Source organism: Streptomyces sp. NPDC006476 (genome assembly GCF_040612015.1).
Classification (GTDB): domain Bacteria; phylum Actinomycetota; class Actinomycetes; order Streptomycetales; family Streptomycetaceae; genus Streptomyces; species Streptomyces griseorubiginosus_B.
This window is the reverse complement of record NZ_JBEXPK010000006.1, coordinates 65,096-89,384: the sequence shown is the minus strand read 5'-3', so window position 1 is coordinate 89,384 and position 24,289 is coordinate 65,096. Positions and strand designations below refer to the sequence as shown.

Sequence of the window (24,289 nt, the reverse complement as noted above, 5' to 3'; positions counted from 1 at the left end):
GCTGTGCCCCGGCCTCGTCCAAGGCCGTGAGCAACCCCTGCCCGGCGGGAAAGGTGCGGCGCCGAGCGTCTCCAGTCAGCGTTTGGAAACGTTTCGCCGCAACGTACGGCGGCCGTCTCGGCCGTGTCCAGACGCTGTACGGCAAAACGGTTGCGTGCAAGGATCGTTGGAGTCGACGACAGGCCACAGCAGGAGGTGGAAACGTTGCCCAGCCCGGAGCGCGACACCGGTCGGCGGTCGGCCACCATGCGTGACGTCGCCACGGTGGCCGGCGTGGGCATCGCCACCGTCTCCCGGGTCGTCAACGGCAAGCCCGGCGTCACCACGGACCTGGCCGAGCGGGTGACGCGCGCGGCCGAACTGCTCGGCTACCGCCACGATCTGACGGCCAGCAGCCTGCGGCGGGCCGACCGCCGCACCAACACCATCGGGCTGATCCTGGAGGACGCGGCCAACCCCTTCTCCGCCGCGTTGCACCGCGCCGTGGAGGACACCGCCGCCGACCGCGGCCTCCTGGTCCTGGCCGGCTCCACCGACGAGGACCCCGTCCGCGAACGCGGCCTGGTGAAGACCTTCACCGCACGCCGAGTCGACGGCCTCGTCGTCGTACCCACCGGACGCACCGACACCGAACTCGACGCGGCCCGCCGCGCCGGCACCCCCGTCGTCTGCGTGGACCGCCCCACCACCGCGCCGGGAGTGGACACCGTCACGGTGGACAACCGCACCGGGATACGGGCCGCGGTGACGGCGCTGCACGCGGCAGGCCATCGGCGCATCGCCTTCCTCGGCGATCTCCCCACCATCTGGACCGCGGAAGAACGCTACGCCGGATTCGTCGAAGGACTGGCCACCACCGGGTGCGTCCTGCACGCCCCCCTCGTACGCCGAGGTCTGCACGGCACACACGCCGCCGAGCAGGCCGCCCTCGACCTCCTCACCCTCCCCCAGCCGCCCACCGCACTCGTCTCCGGACAGAACCTCCTGACCGTCGGCGCTCGCCGGGCCCTGCAGGAACTCCGGCTGCAGCACCGCGTCGCACTGATCGGCTTCGACGACCTGCCGCTGGCCGAGCTCCTCGAACCCGGCGTCTCCGTGATCGCCCAGGACCACGCCGCCATCGGCCGGGAAGCCGCGACCCTGCTCTGCGACCGCCTCGACGGGGAGCAGGGCCCCGCCCGCCACCGCGTCCTCGCCACCCGCTACCTCGCCCGCGGCTCCGGCGAACTCCCCGCCGTCGACGACGGCTGAGCCGGGCGTTCGTCATGGACGCGCAGGGTGTTCCCCGACCGGCCCGGCGCAGGGAGACAGCTCCTCACACCTCCAGCCAGAAGCCGGTGCGCGTCCGCCAGAGGTCGAGCAGCGCCTGGTCGCCGTGGGTCTGGACGGCGGGCGCGGGGCGGCGGTACAGGAACAGGAGCAGGTCCGTCACCGGGCCGCGGGCCGACGCGGAGGCCGCTCCGCTGCCGGTGCGCCAGACGGGGCGGTCGCCGCGCAGATCGACGAACCACTCCCCGACGCCGGGCGCTTCGAACCGCAGCGCACGATCGGGCCCGAGCAGACCCGGCGCGTCCGGCCGCTCCTCGTACGCCTCGGGAACCGTGGCGAACTCCAGCCACTCCAGCACCGCGCCGACCGCGAGATCCTCGTCGAGGGTGAACTCGGCGCCGGTCGCCAGCGCCGCGTCGGCGCGGTGGACGACCGTCTCGTACGTCATCCTCCGCGCCCAGAACATCGCCGACTGCTCGATGGACTCCTCGTCGCTCGGGGTCCATACGGCGGTGTCGGGCCCGGCGCCGCGCAGGGTCGCGGCGAGTGCCCGGGCGCCCTCGCCGAGCCAGGCGCCCAGCGCGTCGCCGTCCAAGTGGGCATACACGGCCGGGTCGTTGACCGAGTCGTCCGGCACGGGTGCGATCGCCCGGGTCCGTACGACCTCCTCCGCCCACCGGTGGTCCCCGCCCACGTGCCGCAGCAGCCGGGCCAGGTCCCAGCCGGGGCAGGTGGGCACCGGGGTGGTCGTGTCCGCCCCGGCGACCCGGGCTCTGAGCAGGTCCGTCTTACGGACGATCTCGTGACAGAAGCGTTCGAAGGTCGGCGAGGTCACCCGATCAATCATGCACCAGCCGCTCCCGCCACCGCCCTTGGTCGCCGCGGTCCGCGACCGCCATGAGTCACGGGGCGACCCGCACGGGCGTTCCCTACGATGAACCGGTGACGAGTGACACCCCCACACGGACCGCCACCGACGACGACGCCGGCCGGAGCGCCGAGGCCACCGCCTGGTCGCAACGCCTGCGCCGGTTCGGGTACCCGGGAGGTCCTCGGACCGGTCCGCGCGAGCGCCTGGTTCCGCCCTTCCCCCAACCGGGCGTCCGCGTCTGGCAGTTCGTCGGCATCGGCCCCGATCTCTCGTCCCGCCTCGCCCGGTCGACGGGGTGGGCCGCTCCCCTGCTCGTCGCCGTGTTCGCCGGTGTCCTGCGGTTCTGGCGGCTGGGGCAGCCCCGCGCGGTGATCTTCGACGAGACGTACTACGCCAAGGACGCCTGGTCGTTGCTGCGGCTCGGCTACGAGGGCACCTGGCCCGACCGCAAGATCGCCGATCCCGAGATCCTCGCCCATCCGCAGGTCGTCCCGCTCTCCGATCCCGGCAGCTTTGTCGCGCATCCGCCCATGGGCAAGTGGGTGATCTCCGTCGGTGAGGGGCTGTTCGGTCTCGATCCGTTCGGCTGGCGGTTCATGACGGCGCTGCTCGGTACGGTCTCGGTGCTCATGCTGTGCCGGATAGGCCGCAGGCTGTTCCGCTCGACGGCGCTGGGCTGTCTGGCCGGGGTCCTGCTCGCCGTGGACGGCCTGCACCTGGTGATGAGCCGTACCGCGCTGCTGGACCTGGTCGTGATGTTCTTCGCCCTGGCGGCGTTCGGCTGCCTCCTCGTCGACCGGGACCGGACACGGGCCCGCCTCGCGGCCGCCCTGCCCCTCGCCGCGGACGGCTTCGCGCGCCCCGACCACGACGCCGGTTCCCGCACGAGCACCGGCCCGCGTCCCTGGCGCCTGGCGGCGGGCGTCTTCCTGGGACTGGCGGCCGCCAGCAAGTGGAACGGCCTGTACTTCCTGGTCTTCTTCACGGCCCTGACCGTCCTGTGGGACGTCGGCTCCCGCCGTGTGGCCGGGGCGCACCGCCCGTACCGCGCGGTGCTCCGCAGGGACCTGGGCTGGTCCGTGCTCTCCCTCGTGCCGGTCGCCGTGGTGACGTATCTGCTCACCTGGACCGGATGGTTCCTGTCCGACCAGGGCTACGGCCGGCACTGGGCGGACGGCCGCGGTGGCACCTGGGCGTGGATCCCGGCGCCGCTGCGCAGCCTGTGGCACTACGAGTACCTGGTCTACCAGTTCAACGTCGGCCTGCACACCCCGCACAAGTACCAGTCCAACCCCTGGAGTTGGCTGGTCATGGGACGGCCCGTGGCCTTCTCCTACGAGTCGCCGAGGTTCGGGCAGGAGGGCTGCCGTGCCACCGCCGGCTGCTCCCAGGAGATCCTCGCCCTGGGCACACCGCTGCTGTGGTGGACGGCGTGCGCGGCGCTCGTCTATCTGCTGTTCCGGTGGGCGCTGCGCCGGGACTGGCGGGCGGGCGCGGTGCTGTGCGCGGTGGGAGCCGGCTATCTGCCGTGGTTCCACTACCAGGACCGTACGGTCTTCTCCTTCTACGCCGTCGCGTTCGTGCCGTACCTCTGTCTGGCCGTGGCCATGCTCATCGGCGCCCTGCTCGGGCCACGGTCGGCGCCGGAGAGGCGCAGGGTCGCGGGCGCGGTGGGCGCCGGGGCGCTGGTGCTGCTGATCGTCTGGAACTTCATCTACTTCTTCCCGATCTACACCGGCCTGACGATCCCCTACACCGGCTGGCAGTCCCGGATGTGGCTGGACACCTGGATCTGACGCCGGCCGTCACGCGTCGGCCCAGTCGCCCGTCGACCGCCCGAGATAGGTGACCGGTCCCGGGTCGGGCACGTCGATCTCGTGGAAGCCGAGGCGGTCGTAGAAGGCCCTGGCCCCGGTGTTGGCGGTGACCATGCACAGGTGCACGGCCTTCGTGCCCCGCTCGTGCAGCGCCCGCAGGAAGGTGCGCATCAGGGCGCGGCCGTGGCCCTGTCCCTGCCGGTCGGGGAGCAGATCGATGTGCAGATGGGCGGGGTAGGCGGCGACTTCGGGGACGAGCATGCGCTCGGGGTCGTGCAGCAGCGCGATCATGGCCGCGTCCGGGGTGGTCGCCGGGCCGGCGGGCTCGGGGTAGCGGTCGGCGACCAGGGGCAGCCACGCGGCGCGGAACTCCTGGACGAAACGCGGGGTGTCGGCGGTGCCCAGGACGTAGCCGACGGCCTGCCCCCGGCCGTCGTCGAGGACGAAGGCCAGCTCCGGCTCCAGGTGGACGTAGGGAGCGGCGAAGTTGACCGGGAAGATCGTGGGATCGGCGTACACGGGCCGGCTGTCTCCGCCGTTGTGTGCGGTGCGTACGCAGATGTCGTCGAGGGCCTCTCGGTCCTCGGGGCGGTAGGAACGTACGAAGGCAGCCTCGGTCACCGCAGCATCCTGACCCCTTGGGAGCGCTCCCACAAGTCCTTGTCCCCGAAGAGCGCACTTCGGCCATGATCATTGCCATGCCTTGGCGTGCCCGCACATCCCCCACATGCGGAACAGGGATTGTTCGTGATGGTCTGGTCCGCCCAGGTGCGCCACAGGCCCCTTGTGGCGCATTCTTGCTGTGTCACCCCGCTGGGCGGGCACGGACGAGGTAGGGCCGATGACTGGGAGCGCGGAGGACGCACGGCACACGCCCGGACAGCTGGCCGCGCTGCTGCTGGACACCTCGACGGAGGCGATCGGGGCAGCGGGAGGCTACGCGGGAGGGGTCTATCTGCGGTCCGGCACGCCCGGACTGCTGCGGCTCGCCGCGCTCGCCGGACTCCCCGGCCCGCTGTTCCGGCCCTGGTGGCGGATGCACGTGGACCGGCCGTTCCCGGTGGCCGACGCCTACCGGCTCGGTGTCCAGGTCGTCCTGCCGAACGCCACCGAGACGATGCGCCGCTACCCGCAGTTCGCGGCCGGGCTGCCCTTCCAGTTCGGCTCCCTGTACGTGCCGGTGGTGGCCGGGTCCACCACGTACGGGGTACTGACCGTGTTGCGTCCCTCCTCCGCCGACGCCGCCGAGCTTCAGCACCACCGTGATCGCATGGTGCGCCTGGCGGAGGAACTCGGCGCGGCCCTGCTGCGGCTCGAGGACGGTGGTGCGCGCACCCCGGTGGCCTGGGACGGTGAACCGGTGTGCGTACGGCCGCCGGGCGCGCGTCCGTCGGCAGGGCGGACCGGGGGCTTCGCCTGGGACCCGGTGACGGACATCGTGACCGCCGACGAACGTCTGCCCGCCATGCTGGGCGCGCCGGCGGAGGAGTTCGCTGCCTGTGTCGAGACGCTGGCCCGGGCCGTGGCGCCGTCCGATCCGCAGCGGCTGCTGGCCGCCCTGCGGGAGACGGCCACGGGCAGACCTCCGGCCCTGCCGCTGTACGTGGCAGCACAGGACGGCGCGCCCCGGCTGGTGGAGCTGTGGAGCCCCTACGCCGCCCCCGCCCCGCCCGGCGCCCCCTCGGGCGCGCACCCGGTCCGCGGCTTCGTCGTCGACCCCGGACCCGGCGGGCTCGCCGACGCCGCGGCCGACCTGCTGCCCGACGGCGTGCTGTGCCTGGACCGGCTCGGCATGATCCTCTACGCCAATCCGCGCGCCGCCCAGCTGCTGCGCTGCCCACGGTCGCGGCTGCTGGGCCGGTCGCTGTGGGAGGGCGTGCCGTGGCTGAGCCAGCCGGCCTTCGAAGACCATCTGCGCGGCGCGCTGCTCTCCCCGGACCCGGTGCGCTTCCACGTCGGCAGGCCGGCCCCGGAGACCGACGACGATGACACGGCGCCGTACGACGGTGCGTGGCTCGACGTGTCCGTCTACCCCGGTCCGTCCATCCTGACGTGCACGTTCCGGCCGGCGACCCGGGTGGCGGACTCGGCCGCCGACCTCGCGCCCGAACCCGAGGTGCGGCCCGGGACATCCTCGGCCCGGATGCCGTCAATGGCGCCGCTGTACCGGCCCATCGTCCTCGCGATCGCGCTGACCGAGGCGGTCACGGCGCGGCAGGTCTCGGCGGTGGTGATGCGGGAGCTGCTGCCCGCCTTCGGCGGCCGGCGACTCGCCATCTACCTGCTGCAGGACCGGCATCTCTACCTGGCCTGGGAGAGCGGTTTCCCCACCGGGTTCCTCACCCCGTTCGAGGGCGTGGGGCTGGACGCCCATCTGCCCGGTGTGGAGACGCTCACCAGCGGCCGGCCGCTCTTCTTCGACTCCATGGACCAGCTCGCCGCGGCCTATCCCGGCATCGCCCTGGACGCCAAGGAAGGCGCCCGTGCCTTTCTGCCGCTGATCGCGTCGGGGCGGCCGGTCGGCTCCTGCATCCTGGGCTTCGACGGGCCCCGGAGCTTCAGCACCGAGGAGCGCACGGTGCTCACGGCGCTGGCCGGGCTGATCGCCCACGCCATGGAGAAGGCGCAGCGCTACGAGAGCGAGGCCGCGCTCGCGCGGGGGCTGCAGCAGGCCCTGCTGCCGCGCCGGCTGTCCGCACATCCGCTGGTGGAGACCACGGGGCGCTATCTGCCCGGCACCCAGGGCATGGAGGTGGGCGGGGACTGGTACGACGTGGTGGAGGCCGGGGACGGGCTGGCACTGGTGATCGGGGACGTGCAGGGGCACGGTGTGCAGGCCGCCGCCACGATGGGGCAACTGCGCAGCGCCGTACGGGCGTTCGCGCTCGGCGACCGTCCGCCCGACGAGGTGCTCAGCGGGACGAACCATCTGCTGATCGACCTCGACCCGGGTCAGTTCGCGAGCTGCTGCTACATCCGGCTGGATCCCGAGACGGGGCTGGCCCGGGCGGCCCGCGCGGGACATCCGCCGCCTCTGCTGCGCCGTCCCGACGGTCACACGGAGGTCGTGGACCTGCCCGGCGGGGTCGTGCTCGGCGTGGACCCGCAGGCGCAGTACCCGGTCGCGGAACTGCGCATCGAGCCCGGTGCCGTGCTGGCCCTGTACACGGACGGACTGGTGGAGCGCCCCGGACTGGACATCGACGAGGGCATCTCCGCCCTGCGGGTCGCCCTGGCCCGAGCCGGCGCCCCGGCCGCCCGCCCGGGCCGCCGCCCCCTCGCCGGCGTCGCCGACCGCCTCACCGCGACGGCTCGCCACACGGCCGACCGCCCCGACGACATCGCCCTCCTGCTCGCCACACGACGGATGGTGCGGCGAAACGGGCGGTGAGCCGGGGCGGGGTCGTCCGCACAGCCCGAGACGCCGCCGAGCCTCTGACCCGCACCCACCCGAGATCGGCGGGCGCCAGGCGGCGCGGTCAGGTCGAGCAGACGCGGGCCCACGGCACACGGGAGGACCGGTGGTGCCCGGACCTCACCGGCCCGGGATCGGCCCCAGCCGTCCGCGCCCCACACCATCGGTAGGTGCCGCGCGGCCCGGCGAGCCGAACCGACGAGGGGCCCCCAGCAGCAGTCGGACCCGCGCCGCCCCCAGCCCCCGGCCCGACCCCGACCCGCCGGGCCGACCGCACACAACCCGCGCGACACGCGCCGGGCAGACCGCCGCCCTGCCTCCCGGGCCGCCGCGCCCCGTCCGGGGGCTGACGGGGTGTGACATCGCGGTGCTCGTGCGGCGGGCCCGTCCTGTGGCGGGGTGGAGTCGGCGGCGGGCGCGGTGGCCGCGTCCGCGGCCGGACGTGGGCTGTCACCCTCTGTGACGCCTCTCGCCTCCTGGGGCGCGGCAGTGTAGACATGGGCACATGGTCCGACTTCTGGGCCGTCACGGGGCGCGCTCTGCCGGTCGTCCCGGCGGTGCCCCTGCCCGACGCGCGGCCGAGCGCGCCCGCGCGGCGCACGAACGGCGCAGGGCGGCCCGGCCGGGCGGGCAGCCGGAGGCTCGGGAGCCGGGGCGGCTGCGGTCCGCGCTGACCGGTCGCAGCGTCGCCGGGCAGGTGTTCCTGCTGCAGGTCGTGATCGTGCTGCTGCTGGTGGTCGCCGCGGTGGTCTCGCTGTATCTGCAGGTACGGCACGACAGCACGCAGGAGGCCCGCAAGCGCTCGGTCGCGGTCGCCGAGGCGTTCGCCAACGCGCCCGGCACCCGTGAGGCGCTGAGCGCCCCGAACCCCACGGCGGTGCTCCAGCCGAGGGCGGAGGCGGCTCGCAAGGCGACCGGCGTGGACTTCATCGTCGTCATGAACACCGACGGCATCCGCTACACCCACCCCAAGCCGAACCGTATCGGCAAGAAGTTCGTCGGCACGATCGCCCCCGCGCTGGCCGGGAAGACCGTGGTCGAGGAGGTCAACGGCACGATCGGGCGGCTGGTGCAGGCGGTCGTACCGGTCACGGCACCGGACGGCAAGGTCGTGGGCCTGGTGTCGGCCGGAGTCACCCTGAACAACATCGACGTCGCCGCGAACCGGCAGCTGCCGCTCGTCCTGATGGCGGCGGCGGTCGGCCTGGGCCTCGCCACCGCGGGTACGGCGCTCGTCAGCCGCCGTCTGCTGAGGCAGACGCACGGTCTGGGCCCGCACGAGATGACCCGGATGTACGAGCACCACGACGCGGTGCTGCACTCCGTCCGCGAGGGCGTCCTGATCACCGACGACGACGGCCGGCTGCTGCTCGCCAACGACGAGGCGCACCGTCTGCTGGACCTGCCCGAGGACGCGGAGGGCCGGCACGTCCTCGACCTCGGGCTGCCCGACGACACCGCCGACCTGCTGGCGTCCGGGCGCATGGCCACGGACGAGGTGCACCTGGTCAAGGACCGGCTGCTGGCGGTCAACCAGCGCCCCACCAACGTCGAGGGCGGCCCCGCGGGCAGCGTCGCCACCCTGCGCGACTCCACGGAGCTGCGGGCCCTGTCCGGCCGGGCGGAGGCGGCCCGGGAGCGGCTGAACATGCTCTACGACGCCGGGGTGGGCATCGGCACCAGCCTGGACGTGGCCCGTACCGCGCAGGAGCTGGCGGAGCTCGCTGTGCCCCGGTTCGCCGACTTCGCGACGGTCGACCTGTTCGACTCGGTGCTGGGCGGGGGGCAGCCGGAGGCGGTGACGCCGTTGCGCCGCACCGCCTTGAGCGGCATCCGCGAGGACGCCCCGCTGTATCCGGTGGGCCGGCAGATCCGGTTCGTCGACTCCTCGCCGCAGGCCCGCAGCCTGCGCTCGGGGCAGGCGGTGCTGGAGCCGGACCTGGACGTGGCGCCGGGCTGGCACGCCCAGGACCTGGAGCGGACCGCGCAGGTCGTCGACTACGGCATCCACTCGCTGATCACGGTGCCGCTGCGGGCGGGGTCGCTGGTCCTGGGCGTGGTCAGCTTCTGGCGCTCGCAGAAGCCGCAGCCCTTCGACGTGGAGGAGCTGGCCCTCGCCGAGGAGCTGGTGGCCCGGGCCGCGGTCTCCATCGACAACGCGCGCCGCTACACGCGCGAGCACAGCATGGCCGTGACACTCCAGCGCAGTCTGCTGCCGCGCAGGCTGCCCGAGCAGTCGGCGCTGGACATCGCCTACCGGTATCTGCCGGCGCAGGCGGGGGTCGGCGGGGACTGGTTCGACGTGCTGCCGCTGTCGGGAGCGCGGGTCGCGCTGGTGGTGGGCGACGTGGTCGGGCACGGGCTGCACGCGGCGGCCACCATGGGACGCCTGCGGACGGCGGTGCACAACTTCTCGTCGCTCGACCTGCCGCCCGACGAACTGGTCGCGCTGCTGGACGAGTTGGTCGGCAGGATCGACCAGGACGAGGCGGCGGAGGACGGCAGCGCCCCGGTCACCGGCGCGACCTGTCTGTACGCCATCTACGACCCGGTGTCCCGCAGGTGCACCGTCGCGCGGGCCGGTCATCCCCCGCCGGCGCTGGTGCGGCCCGACGGCAGTGTGACGTTCCCGGACGTGCCCGCCGGGCCCCCGCTGGGCCTGGGCGGTCTGCCGTTCGAGACGGCCGAGCTGGAGCTGGCGGAGGGCAGCCGGCTCGTGCTGTACACCGACGGGCTGGTGGAGGACCGGGAGCGGGACATCGACGAGGGTCTGGAGCTGCTGCGCGGGGCGCTGGAGGGGGCCGGTGAGTCACCGGAGGAGACCTGCCGGGCGGTGCTCGAGTCGCAGTTGCCGGCGAAGCCCAGCGACGACGTGGCCCTGATCGTGGCCCGCACGCGGGCGCTGTCGGCCGACCGGGTCGCGGAGTGGGAGGTGCCGTCCGATCCGGCGGCGGTCGGCAAGACCCGCGCCGCGGTCACCCGGCAGCTCACCGGCTGGGGCCTGGAGGAGCTGACCTTCGCCACGGAGCTCATCCTGAGCGAGCTGGTCACCAACGCCATGCGGTACGGCGCCGATCCCATCCAGGTACGGGTGCTGTTCGACCGCACGCTGATCTGCGAGGTCTTCGACAGCAGCAGCACCTCCCCGCATCTGCGGTACGCGGCGATGACGGACGAGGGCGGGCGCGGTCTGTTCCTGGTGGCGCAGCTCGCCGAGCGCTGGGGCACGCGCTACACGCCGGAGGGCAAGGTCATCTGGGCCGAGCAGTCGCTGCCCTGAGTCGCCCCCTTTTGGTCCGGACCTTCTTCGTGCGACCGTACGAACTTTTTCCGCAACGGGTGTTCGACGCCGTCCAGTTCTGATAGGAAACCTTCCTATCAGAGTGACGCACGGCCCAACTCCCCACCCCCCACCCCTCTTTGGAGCACCCGTGAGGCACCCCTCCAGCGATTCCGCACCCACCGTCACCTCGCGCCGCACCCTCCTGACCCTGATCGGCGCCTCCCTGGTCGCCGCCCCGCTCCTGCGGCCCTCGCACGCCTCGGCGACCGTGAGCGCCGCGGGCTGTGTCGGGCTCGACGACCCGGCGAAGAAGGAGATCGCCATGCAGCTGGTGTCGAGCGCGGAGAACTCCTCGCTCGACTGGAAGGCGCAGTACAAGTACATCGAGGACATCGGTGACGGCCGCGGCTACACGGCCGGCATCATCGGATTCTGTTCCGGCACCGGCGACATGCTCGACCTCGTCCAGCTCTACACCGACCGCAAGCCCGGCAACGTCCTCGCCAAGTACCTGCCGGCCCTGAAGCGGGTCAACGGCAGCGACTCGCACGACGGCCTCGACCCGAACTTCCCCAAGGACTGGCGCAAGGCGGCCCAGGACAGTGCGTTCCAGCAGGCGCAGAACGACGAGCGCGACCGGGTGTACTTCAACCCGGCGGTCAAGCAGGGCAAGGCGGACGGCCTCGGGACGCTGGGCCAGTTCACCTACTACGACGCCATCGTGATGCACGGCGACGGCGACGACCCGACCAGCTTCCGCAACATCCGCAAGCGGGCCCTGAACAAGGCGAAGCCGCCGTCCCAGGGCGGCAACGAGACGACGTACCTCAACGCCTTCCTCGACGCCCGGGTGTGGGCGATGAAGCAGGAGGAGGCCCACAGCGACACCACGCGGGTCGACACGGAGCAGCGGGTCTTCCTGCGCAACGGCAACCTGTGCCTGAACACACCCCTCAACTGGAAGGTGTACGGGGACAGTTACCACATCGGGTGACGCGTCCGGTGAGCACCTGTGGGCTCATAAAGCTGATTTATGAGCCCATAGACCGGACCCGTGTACCGACTTAGGCTTGCCTTAGCTTAGGCTTCCCGTTCGAGTCGATCTGTCGCCGCTCGAAGGGAACCTGATCATGCCCCGCCCCCTGCGGGTAGCCATCGTCGGAGCCGGCCCCGCCGGGATCTACGCCGCCGACGCGTTGCTCAAGTCCGACGTGGCCACCGAGCCCGGTGTGTCCATCGACCTCTTCGAGCGCATGCCCGCGCCGTTCGGACTGATCCGCTACGGCGTCGCCCCCGACCACCCCCGCATCAAGGGCATCATCACGGCCCTGCACCAGGTGCTCGACAAGCCGCAGATCCGGCTGTTCGGCAACGTGGACTACCCGAACGACATCAGCCTGGACGACCTGCGCGCGTTCTACGACGCGGTCATCTTCTCCACCGGAGCGACGGCCGACCGCGAGCTGCGCATACCCGGCATCGACCTGGACGGCTCCTACGGCGCCGCCGACTTCGTCTCCTGGTACGACGGCCACCCGGACGTGCCGCGCACCTGGCCGCTGGAGGCCGAGAAGGTCGCCGTGCTCGGCGTCGGCAACGTCGCCCTCGACGTGGCCCGCATCCTCGCCAAGACGGCGGACGAACTGCTGCCGACGGAGATCCCGCCGAACGTCCACGAGGGCCTGAAGGCCAACAAGGCGCTGGAGGTCCACGTCTTCGGCCGCCGCGGCCCGGCGCAGGCGAAGTTCTCACCGATGGAGCTGCGCGAGCTGGACCACTCCCCCAACATCGAGGTCATCGTCGACCCGGAGGACATCGACTACGACGAGGGCTCGATCGAGACCCGACGCGGCAACAAGCAGGCCGACATGGTCGCCAAGACCCTGGAGAACTGGGCGATCCGCGACGTCGGCGACCGCCCGCACAAGCTGTTCCTGCACTTCTTCGAGTCCCCGGCGGAGATCCTCGGCGAGGACGGCCGCGTCGTCGGCCTGCGCACCGAGCGCACCGCCCTGGACGGCACCGGCAACGTCAAGGGCACCGGCGAGTTCAAGGACTGGGACGTCACCGCCGTCTACCGCGCGGTCGGCTACCTCTCCGACAAGCTCCCCAAGCTCCCCTGGGACATCGACTCGGGCACCGTCCCGGACGAGGGTGGCCGGGTCATCCAGGAGAGCGGCGAGCACCTGCAGTCGACGTACGTCACCGGCTGGATCCGGCGCGGCCCGGTGGGCCTGATCGGCCACACCAAGGGCGACGCCAACGAGACGGTCGCCAACCTGCTGGACGACCACGCGAACGGACGTCTGCGCACCCCGGCCTCGCCCGAGCCCGAGGCCGTGGACGCCTTCCTCGCCGAGCACCAGGTCCGTTTCACCACCTGGGACGGCTGGTACCGGCTCGATGCCGCCGAGAAGGCACTGGGCGAGCCGCAGGGCCGGGAGCGCGTGAAGATCGTCGAGCGTGAGGACATGCTCCGCGCCAGCGGCGCCTGACCGCCCCTCAGGCGGGCTTCCAGGACGACAGGCCCGAGACGGTACGCCGTACCGTCTGCGCGTGGCCGAACAGTCCCGGAAGCCCGCCCGTGTGCAGGAACACCGTGCGCCGCCCCGGCCGGATGTCACCGTCCTCCACCGCCGCCAGCAGCCCGGCCATGGCCCGCCCCGTGTACACGGGGTCCAGCACGATGCCCTCGGTGCTCGCGGCACGCCGCATCGCCGCCAGGACCGGTGCGTGCAGGATGCCGTATCCCGCGCCGACCTGATCGCTACGCACCCGCAGCCCGCGCGGCTCAATGCCGGAGCCGAGGAGTGCGGCCACGGTGGCGGCCGGATCCGGCACCGCCCCGCAGTGCACGCCGAGCACCCGCCGCTCCCCCAGCGCGCCGACCAGTCCGGCCATGGTGCCGCCGGAGCCCAGCGCCACCACCACGTGCTCCACGTCGGGCAGTTGGGCCAGGATCTCCTCGCCTCCTTCGACATACCCCCGCGCGCCGAGCGGGCTGGAGCCGCCGAACGGGATGAGGAAGGGACGCGCCCCCTCCCCGCGCAGCCGGTCGCAGACCTCCTCGGCGATGTCACCCAGGGCGTTCGGATCCGCGTCTCCGGCCCAGTGGACACGGGCTCCGAAGAGGCTGTCGAGGACGAGATTGCCGGAGGCGTCGGCCGCGCCGTCGGGCGCACCCGGAAAGACGAGGACGACGTCCAACCCCAGGCGGGCGCCGGCGGCGGCGGTGAGGCGGGCGTGGTTGCTCTGCGCGGCGCCGGTCGTGACCAGGGTGTCGGCACCCTCGGCGAGGGCGGCACCGGTGAACCACTCCAGTTTGCGGACCTTGTTGCCGCCGCCCCCGAGACCGATCAGATCGTCCCGCTTGACCCACAGGTCGTCCTCGCCCAGGCCCAGCGCGGCGGCCAGCCGGGGCATGCGCTCCAGAGGCGTGGGCCAGGCGGCCAGGGTGATCTTTCCGGTCACGGTGTCTCCTCGAACTGGAACCGTCGCTGCCGGTGAGACGTTCCCACAGACGCGGGTACGGTCACGGGGGCCGTACCGACACGGACGGGGCGAGCGTGACACGCGTACTGGTCATCGGCGGCGGGATCGCGGGCACGGCGACGGCGCTGGCCCTGCACAAGGCGGGGTTCGGCGTCGAGGTGCGCGAGGCGCATCCCGGTTCGGCCGAGGACATCGGCGCCTTCCTCACTCTCGCGAGCAACGGCATGCGCGCGCTCGCGCAGTTCGACGCCTCCGCCGCCGTCACCGCCCTGGGCTTCCCGCTGACCTCGATGCGGGTGCTGGACCACACCGGCACGGAGCTGGCGCACGTGCCGCTCGGCGAGGCGGGCGATCCGCTGCTGCGCTACCGGTGCCTGCGGCGCGGGGACCTCAACTCCGGGCTGCAGGAAGAGGCGGCGCGCCGGGGCATCGGCTTCCGGCACGGCGCCCGGCTGACCTCCGTGGAGCAGGGCGCGGACGGCGTCACCGCGCACTTCGCGGACGGCGGCACCGCCACGGCCGACCTCCTCATCGGCGCCGACGGCCTCAACTCCACCGTTCGGCAGGCGATCGCCCCCGGCGTCCGGCCCTTCCACGCCGGCGAGCGCGTCTTCTACGGCTACACCGATGCCGGGCCCCGCTCCGCCGACGACGCGTGCATCACCATGATCCGCGGCAGCCGCGCGGCCTTCGGCCATGCCGTCTCGCCGGGCGGGGAGACGTACTGGTTCGCGCGCGTGGCCGGCGATCCGCTGCCCGCCGAGGAACTCGCCGACGGCACACCGGACCGTTGGCGCGAACTGCTGCTCCCCCTGCTGCGCGAGGACGCCACGCCCGCCGCGGACATCGTCGCGGCCACCACCGACGACGCCCTGGTCACCAACGCCACCGAGATCCCGACCGGCACCGCCTGGCGCTCGGGCCGGATCCTGCTCGTCGGCGACGCCGCCCACGCGGCCTCCCCCGCGACCGGCCAGGGCGCGTCGATGGCTCTGGAGGACGCCGTGATCCTCGCCAAGTGCCTGCGCGACACCCCGGACCCGGACTCCGCGCTCTCGCTCTACGAGGAACTGCGCCGCCCGCGCGTGGAGCACAACGTCACCGTGAGCGGCAACATCTCCCGGGGCGTTCGGTCCACGTCCCCGGCGCGCGGGGGCCGGGCTCCTTCGCGGCCCGGAGAGGAAGAGCTGATCCGGCTCCTGGACTGGGAGTCGGACATCCGGTCGACAGGGCAGGAGCCTCGCGAATCCGTGGGCCAGGAGCCGCGAAAAGGCCTCTGACCGCAATCCGTCGGGGCTCCCGGTTCGGCGTTGGACAGACCGCGGGCCAGCAGCCGCAGGGCCTCCACCTCGCGGGCGGTCAGGATCTCCAGGTGCTGCGGGGTGGCCGAGGCGGCGGACTCCTCCCGGCGGCGCGGGACGACGTCCGCGACCAGGCGCCGGGTCACCGTGGGCGCGAGCAGGCAGTCGCCGGCCGCGACCACGCGCACGGCGCCTCGTACCCGTGCTCGTCGATTACGGTCCCTCGGCATTCTCCCGCGCCGGCGGCGCTGACCGGGCATCTCGGCGGTGTGGACGCCCTGTTGCTGGTGGACACCACATTTGAGCGAAGACGGCCCTCGAAAGCCCCGAGTTGTATACGCTCCAGACTCTTCACCGAAAATCCACATCGGGGGGTCATTGCTCCATGCGTATACGTTTCTTCGCCGCCGCCACCACCGCCGGCGCACTCGCCGTGCTGGCCGCCGTCCCGGCCCACGCCACCGAGTACTCGTCCGCGCTGAAGATCAAGGGCGTTCAGTACGACGCGCCCGGCCGGGACTCCAACAACTGCGCGACCGGGAACACCAAGGACGAGTATCTGACGATCAAGAACTACTCGTCCCACACGACGGTGAACCTCAAGGGGTACGTGGTCAAGGACAAGGCCGGCAACCGGTTCACCTTCTCCAAGAACCACTATCTGCAGCCCGGTGACTACGTGAAGCTGCGCGGCGGCCACGGCACCGACTCCGACGCAAAGAACGTCGTCTACCGCCAGAACTGCAACTTCATCTGGAACAACGACAAGGACACGATCTACGTGTACAAGCCGTCCGGCGCGGGCGCCGACTCGCACGCGTACACCAAGAGCGGCAACGACCCGGACGGCAACGGGTACATCACGTTCCACGGGTGAGCCCGGGTGCGAACAGGACCCGCCCCTAAGCGGATGGTGGGCGGGCCCCGTTCGCGGGCGCCATTGTGGCGGGCGCGCCGAACGCGGGACACGTGTGAAGCGGTGTGTCCTGGAGCGTGTCGCGCGCACCCCGAGTGCGCCGCGCGCATCCCGTGCGCCCACCCCGCGTGATCTCCGCAGCCGCCCGCGGACGATACTGGTACATACACGTGCCCCGTCTGCAGATGGACCCCATGCGCATCCCACCGACCGCCCGCCCCACCCCGTCCCCCACCCTGTGGCTGGCCCGCGGCCGCTACACCGGCACCGACGCGCCGGACGTCGTGCGCCGGACCCTGAAACGCCTGCGGGTCGGCGAGGTCCTCGACGACGAGCACGAGCTGCCCGGTGCCGAGGGCGTCCTGGAGCAGGTCTTCGAGGTGCGCTGGACCGTCGCCGCGACGGTGACGGTGCGGGCGCGGCTGACCCTCCGTCCCCTTGCCGACGACGCGCAGGAGTGGGTGCTGGCGGCGGAGGCGGAGCGCGCCTGGGACCAGGAGTGGCCGTCTCCGGCAACCATGTTCTGGCCCGACGACGCCGATGCCGCCTGGGACCACGAGCCCGGAACGGGACTGCGCCTGCGCGGGGTGAACCGGCTGCCCACGGAGGACAAGGACATCCGGCGGCTGCTGCGCGCGTCGGTGCGCGGCGGCTGGTGCGTCAACCTCGTGGTGCACGAGGCGATGACGCCGGACGAGCGCGGCAGCGGGCCGCTCGGTCCGCTGCTGCCGCCCGCTCTGCGCGACCGCGTCCTGGAGCACCGCGCGGCCCCGGACCAGCTGCGCATCGTCAACAGGGCGCTGCGCGAGTTCGACGTACAGGTTCCGCGCGGCGGCGCCGTGCTGCTGCCCACCCATCCGGCGCCGGACGGCTTCGACGGGGACGACTTCGCGGTACGGACCGTCTTCCTCGACGGTTCACGGCCGGCCGAGCTGGTCGACGCCCTCACGCGTTTCGTGGCGCTGCCCCTGCCGCTGCCGGACGGCGCCGAGGAGGCCGTGGCGGCGCTGCGGGACGACTGGCAGCTGATGACCCTCGAGGAGGAGCTGGCCCGGGAGCGCAGGCTGGTGGCGATGTACGCCGAGGCCCTGGAGGCGATGACGAAGTCCCGGGACCTGTACCGGGAGGCCGCCGAGCGCGCGCACGAGGCGCTGACCGCCTACCGCGAGGCCGACACCGGTGCGCCCGCCCCGCCGCAGCAGCAGCCCGCCGCGCCTGCCGCCTCCCCGTTCCAGCAGCTGACCCGGACTCTGGAGCGCCTCAAGGGCTCGGCCCGCACCCGGCGCCCCGAAACCGACGGCAAGCAGGACGGGGACACGCCCGAGGACTGAGACGCCCGTCGCCGCGCGTGGCGGACGTGTCAGCTGGCGCAGGCTGGATACGCGGTGGGGACGGCACATCAGCCCGTCCGGAAGGGCCCCGCCATGGACAGCAGTCAGCACCCGCACAGCGACCGTCACCGCTCCGACACGACCCTGCGGGTCAACGGCAAGCCGCACACGCTCACCGTCGACCACCGACGGGTCCTGCTGGACCTGCTGCGCGAGGACCTGGGCCTGTTCGGCGCCAAGAAGGGCTGCGACCACGGGCAGTGCGGTGCGTGCACGGTGCTGGTGGACGGGCGGCGCGTCAACAGCTGTCTGCTGCTCGCGGTGTCCCTGGACGGCCGCGAGGTCACGACCGTCGAGGGGCTGACCGGCGACGCGGAGCGCCTTCACCCGCTGCAGCAGGCCTTCCTGGACCGGGACGCCTTCCAGTGCGGGTACTGCACACCCGGCCAGATCTGCTCCGCCCTGGGAGCGATCGCCGAGGCCGCCGCAGGCCATCCCTCCCACGTCACCGGCCCGGACACGCCCTCGGGGCGGCCGGTGCCCCTGGACCGGGCCGAGATCCGGGAGCGACTCAGCGGGAACCTGTGCCGCTGCGGGGCCTACCCGCGCATCGTCGAGGCGGTCGAGGACGTGATCCCGTGAGGCCCTTCGCCTACGTCCGCGCCACCGGCGTCGAGGACGCCTGTGCCGCCCTCGCCTCCCTGCCCGGCGCCCGCCCTCTGGGCGGTGGCACCAACCTCGTCGACCTGATGAAGCTCGGCGTCGAGGAGGCCACCACCCTGGTCGACGTCAGCCGGCTGCCCCTGGACACGGTGGAGGAGCTGCCCGACGGCTCGCTGCGCGTCGGAGCCACGGTCCGCAACAGCGACCTCGCGGGGCATCCCGCCGTGCGCGACCGGTACCCCGCCCTCTCCCAGGCACTGCTCGCGGGTGCCTCGGGCCAGCTGCGGAACGTGGCCACCACCGGCGGCAACCTGCTGCAGCGCACCCGCTGCCCCTACTTCCAGGACGTCTCGAAACCGTGCAACAAGCGTGCGCCGGGCAGCGGTTGCGGCGCGCGCGAGGGCGTTCACCGCGACCACGCGGTGCTCGGACACTCCGAGCAGTGCATCGCCACCCACCCCTCGGACATGGCGGTGGCCCTGGCGGCCCTCGACGCGCGGATCGAGCTGTACGGCCCCGCGGGCGCCCGTGACGTCGCTGCCGACGAGTTCCACCGGCTGCCGGGCGACCATCCGGAGCGGGACACGGTGATCCGGCCCGACGAGCTGGTCACGGCCGTGGTGCTGCCGCCGGTCACGGCGGGGCTGCCGTCGCTGTACCGCAAGGCGCGCGACCGGGCCTCGTACGCCTTCGCCCTGGCCTCCGTAGCCGGGGTGCTGCGGATCGCGGACGGTGTCGTCGCCCACGCCGGTCTCGCCTTCGGGGCGCTGGCCCACCGGCCCTGGCGGGCGCAGGCGGCCGAGGAGGCGCTGCTCGGTGCCGCGCCCACCCCGGCCGCGTTCGAACACGCCGTCGACCTGGAACTGTCCGCCGCCCGGCCGCTGCGGGACAACGCCTACAAGGTGCCGCTTGCCCGCGGCCTCGCCGTGGACGTCCTGACCCGGCTCGCCGGGATGTGAACCGTCAGCCGAGGAGGACCACATGGCCGCCGCCCTGGGCGCCCCCGCCGAGCGCCGGGAAGGTCTGCAGAAGATCACCGGCAGTGCCCGCTACGCCGCCGAACACGTGCCGGACGGCCGGGCGTACGCCTGGCCGGTGCCGGCCACGGTCCCACGCGGCACGGTGACCGCCGTCGACGCCTCGGCCGCGCTGCGGCAGCCCGGGGTCCTGGCCGTGCTCACGCCCGAGAACGCGCCCCGCCTGGCCGAGCCCGACGACCCCACGCTCGCCGTGCTGCAGAACCCCCGCGTTCCGCACCGGGGTTGGTTCGTGGCCCTGGTCGTCGCCGAGACACTGGAGGACGCACGGGCGGGTGCCTCGGCGGTGCGGGTCTCCTACGACGTCGAGGAGCACGACGTCTCCCTCGCCGAGGACCACCCGGCGGCGTACGCCCCCGAGAAGGCCAACGCCGGATATCCCGGCAGCACTCGACGCGGGGATCCCGACGGTGCCTTCGGCACGGCGGCCGTGCGCGTGGACACCCGTTACCGCGTTCCGCCGCTGCACAACCACCCCATGGAACCGCACACGAGCACCGCGCACTGGGACGGCGAACGGCTCCTCGCGCACACCTCCAGCCAGGGCTCGACAGCGGTACGGGCCACGCTCGCCGAGCTCTTCGGCCTGCCCGAGGAGCGGATCGTCGTCGTCGCCGAGCACGTCGGCGGCGGCTTCGGCTCCAAGGGCACCCCTCGTGCCGACGTGGTGCTGGCCGCGATGGCGGCCCGGCACACCGGCCGGCCCGTCACCCTCGCCCTGCCCCGCCGTCAGCTGCCGGCGGTGGTCGGGCACCGGGCGCCGACCCTGCACCGGATCCGGCTCGGCGCCGGAGCCGACGGCCGTCTGACGTGCCTGGTCCACGAGGTCACCACCCACACCTCCCGCGTCAAGGAGTTCGTGGAGCAGGCCGCCGTACCCGCCCGGGTCATGTACGCCGCGCCCCACAGCCGTACCGTCCACCGGGTGGCGGCCCTGGACGTGCCCACGCCGTCGTGGATGCGGGCGCCCGGCGAGGCGCCCGGCATGTACGCGCTGGAGTCCGCCATGGACGAGCTGGCCTGCGAACTCGACATGGATCCCGTCGAGTTGCGGATCCTCAACGAGCCGGAGACGGAGCCCGACAGCGGCAAGCCGTTCAGCAGCCGGCATCTCGTGGAGTGCCTGCGCGAGGGCGCGCGCCGCTTCGACTGGTCCCGGCGCGATCCACGGCCGCGGACCCGGCGCGACGGCGCTGTGCTGATCGGGACGGGGGTGGCTGCGGCCATGTATCCCGTCAACGTCTGGCCGTCGACCGCGGCGGCGCGAGCGCTGCCCGACGGGACGTTCCTGGTCCGGGTCAACGCCACGGACATCGGCACGGGCGCGCGTACGGTCCTCGCGCAGGTCGCTGCCGACGCCCTCGGGGTGCCGCTGGAACGGGTGCGTACGGAGGTGGGCCGCAGCGATCTGCCGTCGGCCTCGCTGGCGGGCGGTTCGTCCGGCACGGCCTCCTGGGGCTGGGCGGTCCACGAGGCTTGCGTCCGGCTGACGGCGCGTCTGGCCGAGCGCACGGGTCCGCTGCCCGCCGAGGGGGTCGAGACCCGCGCCGACACGGCGGGAGAGGCCGACTCCGACAGCCCGTGGGCGCGCCACGCCTTCGGCGCCCACTTCGCCGAGGTGGCCGTCGACACGGTGACCGGTGAGACGCGGGTACGGCGGCTGCTGGGCGTCTACGCCGCCGGGCACATCCTCAACGCCCGTACCGCGCGCTCCCAGTTCATCGGCGGCATGACCATGGGCCTGGGCATGGCGCTGACCGAGGGAAGCACCATGGACGCCGCGTTCGGCGACTTCACCGAGTCCGACCTGGCCTCCTACCACGTGCCGGCGCACGCCGACGTGCCGGAGGTCGAGGCGCACTGGATCGACGAGGACGATCCGCATCTCAACCCCATGGGCAGCAAGGGCATCGGCGAGATCGGCATCGTCGGCACGGCGGCCGCGATCGGCAACGCCGTCCACCACGCCACCGGCGTCCGTCTGCGCGAGCTGCCGCTCACCCCGGACCGGGTGCTGACCGCCCTGACCTCGGTCTGACGCCCCGGGATCAGTCCGGGATGCGGCGGGCGGCGGCCGGCGGGCGCGGCGGCGCCGCGGCCTTCGGCTGCTGTGCCGCCAGCCCTACGAGCACGCCCGTCAGCGCGGCGAGTGCCGCGCACACGGCGGCGACGCCGGCGATCCAGCTCGGTGCGAGCGTCAGGTCGAGCGCCCTTGACAGCGGTTCCGAGTGGAACCGCCCCTCGTACAGCTGGCCCGCCGCGAGCACCGACGGCACCACGGCGGCGACCGCGAAGGCGGGGAGCGTGGGCCGCAGGGTCAGCAGTACGGCCAGGAGGGTGCACAGTGCCGACGCGCCGAGCGTGAGGCCGTACGGCTGCGGGGGCGCGCCGTCGCGGTGGAGCGGGAACCAGAGCATCCCGCACAGGAGGAGGACGGCGGCGGCGAGGACGCCGAGCCACGAGTGCTGTACGGGGCGGTGGTTCGGCGTACGCGGGAGTATGCGGGGTGTGAGGTCGACTTGGGCGGCGGCCTGGGCGTCGGATTCGGGCTCGGGCTCGGGCTCCTCAGGCATGGCCGGGACGCCGTGCGGCTGTTGCTGAGCCTCCGCCGTCAACCGGTCGGCGTGTGCGTCCCGTTCCTCGCTGAGGCGGCCGATGAGCTCCACGAGTTCCTCCACGGGCCGCGCGGCGGCGGCCCGGGCGGCCTCCTGACCGCAGTGGGCCTCCAGCGGGGCCTGGTGCAGCAGGGCCATCAGCCGGGTCACGTCCTCCACGGGGCGGCTCTCGGCGGCGGCGCGGATCGCCTCGTCCGCGCAGTCGGCGTCGCGCGGCGGCCGGGTCAGCAGCGACACGAGTCGGGTCACGTCCTCCACGGACCGGTCCGTGCCGACCGCGCGCAGCGCGTCGACCGTGGCCCGCGCGTACTGCGGAGACTGCTCCAAAAGCGTGATCAGGCCGGCCACCTCCTCCAGCGGACGGTCGGCGAGCGCCGCGTGCACCAGGGCGCTGACCGGCGCGGCTATGGAGGTGTCGTCGGGTTGGGGTGATGAAGAGCGGATGCTCACTTTCTGCTCCAGGGGAGAGGTGGGAGTGCGGCAGCTCTCGCCGCCCCGCGACGCGATGCACGTGACGTTACCTTGCCATTACTAAGCGCTATGGGCACGCGGAGCCACTCGGCGTGCGCCACCGGTATGAGCCCCCTGTCGCAAGCCTGTGGACGTACCGGCGGCGGATGGGGGAATCCGTGAAGAAGGGCGCGCCGTTCGGCACGCCGGACGGAGGAAGGTCCGTGGATACGACCACAACGGTGATCGTCGTCGCCGCAGTCCTGGCGGCACTCCTGCTCGCTGCGGCCGTAGTCGTTCTGGTGCGGCTGGTACGCACCCGGCGCGATCTGCGCCGGGCCGGTCTGCCGACCGGGCCGCGCTGGGTCTTCTGGGGCGCCGTCCTGTACTTCGTACTGCCGACGGACCTGCTGCCCGATCCGGTCTACCTGGACGACATCGGCGTTCTTCTTCTCGCACTGCACAGCCTTCGGGGACCTCTGCGTGGGGCGTATGGGCACAAAATCCCCACGATTACGCAGAGTAAGGAAACCAATCACTCGTTCGATTCGTATAAGTGACTGGAAGGGCAAGGCAGTCGGCGGACCAAACGGCGCCCGAGGGGGGCGCAGCGCTTGGTCGGCGCAGACCGACGAGGGAGACACGATGCAACCGTTCGCGCTCAACTACGCACGTCCGGCGGTGGAGTTGGAGGCCACGACTCCGTATGTCTACGACACCGGACTGCAGTTGAACGTAACCATGGACGGCCGGATCGCCGCCGGTGACTCGGCACTGCTCAGAGAACTGGCGACCACGACGTCGACCGCGGGCTCCAAGACTCACTTCGACGACTGAACGCGGAACCGCCCACAATGACCGTACTGATCCTGACCTGTGAAGAGGATGTGACGGCCGACATGGTGGTCGTCCACCTCAACGCCTCCGGGGTCCCTGTGGTCCGTCTCGACCCGGCCGACCTGCCGGGTGCCGTCGCACTGTCCGGCGAGTACGTCCACGGCGCCTTCCGCGGGCATCTGCAGTCCGCGGGGCGCCTGGTGAGCATCTCCGGCCTGCGCTCCATCTGGGTCCGCAGGCCGGGCACCCCCGCCACCCGGGCGCCCGAACCCTCGGACTGGCTCACCGAGGAGTCCTCGCAGGCCCTGTACGGCATGCTGCGCGGCAGCGACGCCCGCTGGATGAACCACCCCGACGCGGCCCGGCGCGCCCGCCACAAGCCCTGGCAGCTGCGGCTCGCCCAGCGCTGCGGGCTGCCGGTCCCCGCGACATTGATCACATCGTTCCCGCAGGCGGCGCGGGAGTTCGCCGAGCGGTATCCGGACCTGGTGGTCAAACCGGTCTCCGGGGCGCATCCGCAGGACCCCCCTCGGGCGGTGCCGACCAGCCGGGTCGCACCGGACACGGACTTCTCCGCCGTCGCCTTCGGCCCCACCCTGCTGCAGCGACGCGTGGCCAAACGCGCCGACATCCGGCTGACCGTGGTCGGTGAGCGGATGCTGGCGGCCCGCAAGACGGCCGACGAAGCCGACGAGGTCGACGTGCGGTTCGCCGCTCCGGACGTCCCGTGGCAGGCCACCGAGGTGCCGCCGCGCATCGCCACCGCCGTCAGCGCCTATCTGCGCGCCGCCGAACTGGCCTACGGAGCCTTCGACTTCGCCGAGGACGCGGACGGGACGTGGTGGTTCCTGGAGTGCAACCAGTCCGGACAGTTCGGCTTCATCGAGATCGAGACCGGCCAGCCCATCGCGCGGGCTGTCGCGGACTGGCTGGCGAGCCCCGGCACCGAGCCGTCGTCCCAGGTCAACGGGGCGAGCAGCACGGTGCGTTGA

At 72.8% G+C, this 24,289-nt stretch carries 19 protein-coding genes and 1 pseudogene; 15 read left to right on the top strand and 5 right to left on the bottom strand.

Annotated features, from left to right (window positions below):
* Nucleotides 1-204 precede the first annotated feature (204 nt).
* A complete protein-coding gene (locus ABZZ74_RS08790) occupies nucleotides 205-1,251 on the top strand; it encodes a LacI family DNA-binding transcriptional regulator (protein WP_356762587.1) in 1,047 nt (348 codons plus the stop codon).
* A gap of 64 nt (nucleotides 1,252-1,315) precedes the next feature.
* On the opposite strand, the gene ABZZ74_RS08785 is transcribed toward ABZZ74_RS08790, so the two are convergent.
* Entirely contained in the window at nucleotides 1,316-2,104 is a 789-nt protein-coding gene (locus ABZZ74_RS08785) for a maleylpyruvate isomerase family mycothiol-dependent enzyme (RefSeq protein WP_356762586.1), read from the bottom strand.
* A gap of 62 nt (nucleotides 2,105-2,166) precedes the next feature.
* On the opposite strand from ABZZ74_RS08785, the gene ABZZ74_RS08780 reads away from it, so the two are divergent.
* Nucleotides 2,167-3,936, top strand: coding sequence for a phospholipid carrier-dependent glycosyltransferase (locus ABZZ74_RS08780; protein ID WP_356762585.1), 1,770 nt, complete (start codon nucleotides 2,167-2,169; stop codon nucleotides 3,934-3,936).
* Between the two features lie 9 nt (nucleotides 3,937-3,945).
* Here ABZZ74_RS08780 and ABZZ74_RS08775 read toward each other — a convergent pair whose 3' ends face one another.
* The gene (locus ABZZ74_RS08775; protein ID WP_356762584.1) at nucleotides 3,946-4,578 is read right to left on the bottom strand and encodes a GNAT family N-acetyltransferase; all 633 of its coding nucleotides are present in this window, start codon (nucleotides 4,576-4,578) and stop codon (nucleotides 3,946-3,948) included.
* 220 nt (nucleotides 4,579-4,798) lie between these two features.
* Between ABZZ74_RS08775 and ABZZ74_RS08770 the strand changes: the two genes are divergently transcribed.
* The 4 genes from ABZZ74_RS08770 (at nucleotide 4,799) to ABZZ74_RS08755 (ending at nucleotide 13,150) form a co-directional block, all read left to right on the top strand.
* Nucleotides 4,799-7,348, top strand: a complete 2,550-nt coding sequence (locus tag ABZZ74_RS08770; protein WP_356762583.1) for a SpoIIE family protein phosphatase — start codon at nucleotides 4,799-4,801, stop codon at nucleotides 7,346-7,348.
* Nucleotides 7,349-7,877: 529 nt separating this feature from the next.
* Nucleotides 7,878-10,652 (top strand): SpoIIE family protein phosphatase, encoded by a 2,775-nt coding sequence (locus tag ABZZ74_RS08765; RefSeq protein WP_356762582.1) that lies wholly within the window; start codon nucleotides 7,878-7,880, stop codon nucleotides 10,650-10,652.
* Nucleotides 10,653-10,803: 151 nt separating this feature from the next.
* Entirely contained in the window at nucleotides 10,804-11,649 is an 846-nt protein-coding gene (locus tag ABZZ74_RS08760; RefSeq protein ID WP_356762581.1) for a chitosanase, read from the top strand.
* A 136-nt stretch (nucleotides 11,650-11,785) separates the two neighbouring features.
* Nucleotides 11,786-13,150, top strand: a complete 1,365-nt coding sequence (locus ABZZ74_RS08755; RefSeq protein ID WP_356762580.1) for an FAD-dependent oxidoreductase — start codon at nucleotides 11,786-11,788, stop codon at nucleotides 13,148-13,150.
* Between the two features lie 7 nt (nucleotides 13,151-13,157).
* Here ABZZ74_RS08755 and ABZZ74_RS08750 read toward each other — a convergent pair whose 3' ends face one another.
* Nucleotides 13,158-14,126 carry a D-cysteine desulfhydrase family protein gene (locus ABZZ74_RS08750; protein ID WP_356762579.1) on the bottom strand — a complete coding sequence of 323 codons (969 nt, stop codon included), beginning with the start codon at nucleotides 14,124-14,126 and terminating at the stop codon, nucleotides 13,158-13,160.
* 95 nt (nucleotides 14,127-14,221) lie between these two features.
* Here ABZZ74_RS08750 and ABZZ74_RS08745 point away from each other — a divergent pair, with 95 nt between their 5' ends.
* Nucleotides 14,222-15,427, top strand: a complete 1,206-nt coding sequence (locus ABZZ74_RS08745) for an NAD(P)/FAD-dependent oxidoreductase (RefSeq protein ID WP_356762578.1) — start codon at nucleotides 14,222-14,224, stop codon at nucleotides 15,425-15,427.
* A gap of 23 nt (nucleotides 15,428-15,450) precedes the next feature.
* Here the strand turns inward: ABZZ74_RS08745 and ABZZ74_RS08740 are convergent.
* A pseudogene (locus ABZZ74_RS08740) lies at nucleotides 15,451-15,639 on the bottom strand (DNA-binding response regulator); the annotation flags it as partial.
* A gap of 194 nt (nucleotides 15,640-15,833) precedes the next feature.
* On the opposite strand from ABZZ74_RS08740, the gene ABZZ74_RS08735 reads away from it, so the two are divergent.
* The 5 genes from ABZZ74_RS08735 (at nucleotide 15,834) to ABZZ74_RS08715 (ending at nucleotide 21,433) form a co-directional block, all read left to right on the top strand.
* Nucleotides 15,834-16,325 carry a lamin tail domain-containing protein gene (locus ABZZ74_RS08735; protein ID WP_356762577.1) on the top strand — a complete coding sequence of 164 codons (492 nt, stop codon included), beginning with the start codon at nucleotides 15,834-15,836 and terminating at the stop codon, nucleotides 16,323-16,325.
* A 233-nt stretch (nucleotides 16,326-16,558) separates the two neighbouring features.
* Complete coding sequence (locus tag ABZZ74_RS08730) at nucleotides 16,559-17,695, top strand: hypothetical protein (protein ID WP_356762576.1); 1,137 nt, start codon at nucleotides 16,559-16,561, stop codon at nucleotides 17,693-17,695.
* Between the two features lie 93 nt (nucleotides 17,696-17,788).
* Entirely contained in the window at nucleotides 17,789-18,337 is a 549-nt protein-coding gene (locus tag ABZZ74_RS08725) for a 2Fe-2S iron-sulfur cluster-binding protein (protein ID WP_356762575.1), read from the top strand.
* Entirely contained in the window at nucleotides 18,334-19,317 is a 984-nt protein-coding gene (locus ABZZ74_RS08720; protein ID WP_356762574.1) for a xanthine dehydrogenase family protein subunit M, read from the top strand. Before ABZZ74_RS08725 ends, ABZZ74_RS08720 begins: the two co-directional genes overlap by 4 nt.
* Nucleotides 19,318-19,339: 22 nt before the next feature.
* Nucleotides 19,340-21,433, top strand: a complete 2,094-nt coding sequence (locus ABZZ74_RS08715) for a xanthine dehydrogenase family protein molybdopterin-binding subunit (RefSeq protein WP_356762573.1) — start codon at nucleotides 19,340-19,342, stop codon at nucleotides 21,431-21,433.
* 10 nt (nucleotides 21,434-21,443) lie between these two features.
* Here the strand turns inward: ABZZ74_RS08715 and ABZZ74_RS08710 are convergent, their stop codons facing one another.
* Nucleotides 21,444-22,460: a hypothetical protein gene (locus ABZZ74_RS08710; RefSeq protein ID WP_356762572.1), complete on the bottom strand. Its 1,017-nt coding sequence runs from the start codon at nucleotides 22,458-22,460 to the stop codon at nucleotides 21,444-21,446.
* 224 nt (nucleotides 22,461-22,684) lie between these two features.
* Here ABZZ74_RS08710 and ABZZ74_RS08705 point away from each other — a divergent pair, with 224 nt between their 5' ends.
* The 3 genes from ABZZ74_RS08705 to tgmB all read left to right on the top strand — a co-directional run bounded on the left by ABZZ74_RS08705 (nucleotide 22,685) and on the right by tgmB (nucleotide 24,289).
* Entirely contained in the window at nucleotides 22,685-23,020 is a 336-nt protein-coding gene (locus ABZZ74_RS08705) for a YkvA family protein (protein ID WP_165954831.1), read from the top strand.
* Between the two features lie 85 nt (nucleotides 23,021-23,105).
* Nucleotides 23,106-23,297 carry a putative ATP-grasp-modified RiPP gene (gene tgmA, locus ABZZ74_RS08700; RefSeq protein WP_356762571.1) on the top strand — a complete coding sequence of 64 codons (192 nt, stop codon included), beginning with the start codon at nucleotides 23,106-23,108 and terminating at the stop codon, nucleotides 23,295-23,297.
* Nucleotides 23,298-23,314: 17 nt separating this feature from the next.
* The gene (tgmB, locus tag ABZZ74_RS08695; protein ID WP_356762570.1) at nucleotides 23,315-24,289 is read left to right on the top strand and encodes an ATP-grasp ribosomal peptide maturase; all 975 of its coding nucleotides are present in this window, start codon (nucleotides 23,315-23,317) and stop codon (nucleotides 24,287-24,289) included.

Bases quoted from the DNA above. Each gene is read 5' to 3' on its own strand.
- ABZZ74_RS08780 (WP_356762585.1), top strand. From the start codon at position 2,167: ATGAGTCACGGGGCGACCCGCACGGGCGTTCCCTACGATGAACCGGTG.
- ABZZ74_RS08770 (WP_356762583.1), top strand. From the start codon at position 4,799: ATGACTGGGAGCGCGGAGGACGCACGGCACACGCCCGGACAGCTGGCC.
- ABZZ74_RS08765 (WP_356762582.1), top strand. From the start codon at position 7,878: ATGGTCCGACTTCTGGGCCGTCACGGGGCGCGCTCTGCCGGTCGTCCC.
- ABZZ74_RS08755 (WP_356762580.1), top strand. From the start codon at position 11,786: ATGCCCCGCCCCCTGCGGGTAGCCATCGTCGGAGCCGGCCCCGCCGGG.
- ABZZ74_RS08735 (WP_356762577.1), top strand. From the start codon at position 15,834: ATGCGTATACGTTTCTTCGCCGCCGCCACCACCGCCGGCGCACTCGCC.
- ABZZ74_RS08730 (WP_356762576.1), top strand. From the start codon at position 16,559: ATGCGCATCCCACCGACCGCCCGCCCCACCCCGTCCCCCACCCTGTGG.
- ABZZ74_RS08725 (WP_356762575.1), top strand. From the start codon at position 17,789: ATGGACAGCAGTCAGCACCCGCACAGCGACCGTCACCGCTCCGACACG.
- ABZZ74_RS08715 (WP_356762573.1), top strand. From the start codon at position 19,340: ATGGCCGCCGCCCTGGGCGCCCCCGCCGAGCGCCGGGAAGGTCTGCAG.
- tgmA (WP_356762571.1), top strand. From the start codon at position 23,106: ATGCAACCGTTCGCGCTCAACTACGCACGTCCGGCGGTGGAGTTGGAG.
- tgmB (WP_356762570.1), top strand. From the start codon at position 23,315: ATGACCGTACTGATCCTGACCTGTGAAGAGGATGTGACGGCCGACATG.